The organism is Oerskovia sp. NPDC060287, assembly GCF_042726775.1.
In the GTDB taxonomy this organism is placed as follows: Bacteria; Actinomycetota; Actinomycetes; order Actinomycetales; family Cellulomonadaceae; genus Oerskovia; species Oerskovia merdavium.
Genome location: NZ_JBHXBO010000320.1, coordinates 1 through 3,889, shown reverse-complemented (window position 1 = coordinate 3,889; position 3,889 = coordinate 1). Strand labels below are relative to the sequence as shown.

Annotated in this window: 3 protein-coding genes; all 3 read left to right on the top strand. The window is 73.5% G+C overall.

Translation table 11 applies throughout. The annotated features are described in order from the left end of the window. The first annotated feature begins 201 nt into the window (after nucleotides 1–201). The 3 genes from ACFWFR_RS18175 to ACFWFR_RS18165 are packed head-to-tail and all read left to right on the top strand — an operon-like array spanning nucleotide 202 to nucleotide 3,799. A complete protein-coding gene (locus ACFWFR_RS18175) occupies nucleotides 202–840 on the top strand; it encodes a DUF4956 domain-containing protein (protein WP_377623989.1) in 639 nt (212 codons plus the stop codon). Then, entirely contained in the window at nucleotides 837–1,694 is an 858-nt protein-coding gene (locus ACFWFR_RS18170) for a polyphosphate polymerase domain-containing protein (RefSeq protein WP_377623988.1), read from the top strand. Before ACFWFR_RS18175 ends, ACFWFR_RS18170 begins: the two co-directional genes overlap by 4 nt. Then, nucleotides 1,694–3,799, top strand: a complete 2,106-nt coding sequence (locus ACFWFR_RS18165) for a carbohydrate-binding domain-containing protein (RefSeq protein WP_377623987.1) — start codon at nucleotides 1,694–1,696, stop codon at nucleotides 3,797–3,799. Before ACFWFR_RS18170 ends, ACFWFR_RS18165 begins: the two co-directional genes overlap by 1 nt. Nucleotides 3,800–3,889 lie beyond the last annotated feature (90 nt).

The following is a 3,889-nucleotide window of genomic DNA, read 5'->3' as shown; positions in this document are numbered from 1 at the left end:
CTTTCGAGGCGTGCTCCTTAGGCCACTCGGACACGCTACCCAGCCGAGAACTCCCGGCTGCAGAAGGATACCCGCTCAGAGCGTGAGGACCGAATCGGGCGTCTGCGAACTCATATCCCCGGCTACCCCGGGTCATAGCGACCTCACAGGTTCGGACGGCTCACTGGAGGAGTTCACTTCCCCGTCACCTGGAGGTCACCCGTGACCCAGCCCCCACAGCTCGTGCTGTACCTCGTCGACCTCGTCGCCGTGCTCGTCCTGACGTTCGGCCTCTACTTCCCGCGTCACCGGCGCCGCGACCTGGTCGTCGCCTACCTGGGCGTCAACGTGGGTGTCCTGGCCGTCGCCGCGACGCTCGCGAGCAGCACGGTCGGCGCGGGCCTGGGTCTCGGCCTCTTCGGTGTCCTGTCGATCATCCGCCTGCGCTCGACCGAGCTGTCGCAGCACGAGGTCGCCTACTACTTCGCCGCCCTCGCCCTGGGTCTCCTGGGCGGGCTCGGCGCGAGCGCTGGCTGGCTCGGCGTCGCGGGCAGCGCCCTGATCCTGGTGGTCATGGCGGCCGCGGACCACCCGCGCCTCCTGCGCCGCCACCGCAGCCAGGTCATCATGCTCGACCGCGCGTTCCCCGACGAGGCCGGCCTCGTCGCCTACCTCGAGCAGCTCCTGGGCGCGCACGTCCACTCGGCCTCGGTCCAGCGCCTCGACCTGGTCAACGACACGACCCTGGTCGACGTCCGCTACGAGGTCGCGCCGGGCGGAGGCGTCATCGCGAGCAGCGGCGGAGCGCCGGTCGCCGCAGCGCTCCCGGGCGCCACGGGCACGGGGCAGGTGTCGGCATGACCACGTACCTGCCCGACGGCGCCACGTCCGACACCCTCGCCGCACCCCACGCGGGGTTCTCGCCCATCTCGCTCGACGAGCTCGTCGAGTCGGCCTCGCTCCAGACGCGGATCGACCGCAAGTACGTCCTGCACCGGGCCGAGGCGCGCACGGTGCTCGCCGACCTGGTCGAGAGGGAGCCGGGCGTGCGGGTCCTCGACATCGACGGCCGTCGCGACTTCGCGTACGAGTCGGTGTACTTCGACACCCCCGACCTCACGAGCTACCACCTGGCGGCGCACCGGCGCCGCCGCCGGTTCAAGGTCCGGACCCGCACCTACCTGGACTCGGGAGAGGCGTGGCTCGAGGTCAAGACGCGCGCGGCCCGCGGGTCGACCGTCAAGGAGCGCGTCGAGCACGAGCCCGACGCCCGGTGCGCGCTCGGCGACGGCCGCCGCTTCGTGTCCGCGACGCTCGACGACGCCGCGATCCCTGCGGCGGCGGACCTGCCGCTCTCGGCCGGGCTCGTGACCCGCTACCGACGGACCACGCTGTTCCTCCCCGGGAACGCACCGGGCGCACCGGCCGCCCGCGCGACGCTCGACACCGACCTCACGTGGCTGCTCGACGAGGGCACGCCCGCGGGTCGCAGCGCGGCGGTCGCCGACCTCGTGGTCGTCGAGACCAAGACCGGGTCGACGCCGTCGTGCCTCGACCACCTGCTCTGGCGCAGCGGCCACCGGCCGCAGCGCATCTCCAAGTACGGCACGGGTCTGGCGGTCCTCCGCCCCGACCTGCCGGGTACGCCGTGGCGGCGCGTCATCCGCCGCTACGTCGAGCCCTCCCTCACCACCTCCCACGACAGGAGCACCTGATGCGACTCCGCAGACCGACCACCGTCACCACCGCGGTCCTGACCGCCACTCTCACCGCCACCGCGCTCGTCGGCTGCACGGCCGACGCCGGCGAGAGCACGAGCGCCACCACGAGCGACGCCGCGTCCGCCACCACCGCGTCGACCGCCGTCGCAGGCCTGACCCCCGAGGAGGCCATGGCCGCGAACGCCGAGCCGCACGCCTCGGGAGCCGACGACGAGGACCTCACCTGGGACGAGTCCGAGGAGGTGGCGATCTCCCTCGAGGGCGACTCGGCCCAGGCCGACGGCGACGGCGTGACCGTGGACGGCTCGACCGTCACGATCACCCAGGCCGGCACGTACCGCGTCACGGGCGAGGTGACCGACGGGCAGGTCGTCGTGGCCTCGTCGGGCGACGGCGTGGTGCGCCTCGTGCTCGACGGTGCGAGCGTCACGAGCTCGACGACCTCGGCACTGGTCGTGGACGACGCGGCGAGCGCCGTCGTCGTCCTGGCCGACGGCTCGACGAACCACCTCGAGGCCACGGGGGCGGCTGTCGACGCGGACGGTGACGGCAGCACCGACGAGCCCGACGGTGCCCTGTTCTCCTCGGCCGACCTGACGATCGGGGGCACGGGCTCGCTCGACGTGGTCAGCGCCTCGACCGACGGGATCGTGAGCAAGGACGGTCTGGTGGTCGCCGGCGGGACCCTCACGGTCGACGCGGGCGACGACGGCATCCGCGGCAAGGACTACCTGGTCGTGACGGACGACGCGTCGATCACGGTCACGGCGGTCGCCGACGGCCTCAAGTCGACCAACGCCGACGACGAGACCATGGGCTACGTCGCGGTCCTCGGCGGGACCGTCGACATCACGTCGGGCGACGACGGCATCCAGGCCGAGACCGACGCGATCGTCGCCGACGCGACCGTCTCCATCGCCGCCGCCGGGGGCGTGGGCGCCGAGGTCGCCGAGGACGCCTCGGCGAAGGGCATCAAGGGCGACGTCGGGGTCGTGGTCGGCGGCAGTGCCGACGTGAGCGTCGACGCCGCCGACGACGGCCTGCACTCGAACGGTGCGGTGTCGGTCTCGGACGGCGAGATCACGCTCGCCTCGGGAGACGACGGTGTCCACGCCGACGGCGACCTCACGGTCTCGGACGGCACCCTCACGGTCACCGAGTCGGTCGAGGGCCTCGAAGGGGCGACCATCACGCTCGCGGGCGGCGACGTCAAGGTCACGTCCTCGGACGACGGCGTGAACGCCGCGGGCGGGACGAGCACCACGTCGGACACCGCGGGCACCACGCAGGACGGCGCCGCGCAGCAGGATGCCCCCGCGGGCGACGGCGAGATGCCCGACGACTTCACACCCCCGGCCGACGGCGAGATGCCGGCCATGCCCGACGGAGCCGCGCCGGGCGACGGCACGGCAGGCGAGCGGCCCGCGATGCCCGACGGCGCCGCCCCCGGCGGGCAGGCAGGCGGCCAGGGCGGTGGCCCCGGTGGCGAGAGCGCCGACACCGGCGACTACTGGCTCAAGATCACGGGCGGGACCCTCGTGGTCGACGCGGGCGGAGACGGCCTGGACAGCAACGGGACGATCGAGATCACGGGCGGCACGACCGTGGTCCAGGGCCCGACGAACTCCGGCAACGGCGCGCTCGACACCGCCGGGGCGTTCACGATCTCTGGCGGCACGCTGCTCGCAGCGGGCAGCTCGGGCATGGCGGTCGCCCCGGACACCGACTCGTCGCAGGGCTGGGTCGCGGCGAACCTCGACCAGACCGCCACCGCCGGAACCGTGGTCCACGTCCTGTCCGACGACGGCACGACCCTCGTGTCCTACGAGGTCACCAAGGACACGGAGAACATCGTCTACTCGTCGCCCGAGATCACGACGGGCGCGACGTACGTCTTCCAGGCCGGCGGCACGCTCGGCTCGGCCGACACGACGGGCCTCTCGTCGGACGGCAGCACCGACGGGGCCACGCAGGTCGCGACGGCCACCGCGGGCGAGTTCGCGGGCGGCGGCACGGGAGGCATGGGTGGCGGAGGCCGCCGACCCGGTGCCACCGGCTCGACCGACACCACGGGCGAGGCGACGACGAGCGGTACGTGACGCCGTCGGGCGTGCGCGGCCGTGAGCCGTAGGCGCGCGACGTCCGGGTCCGGACGACAGACGCGAGAGGGGTGCCGCACCCGACGGTGC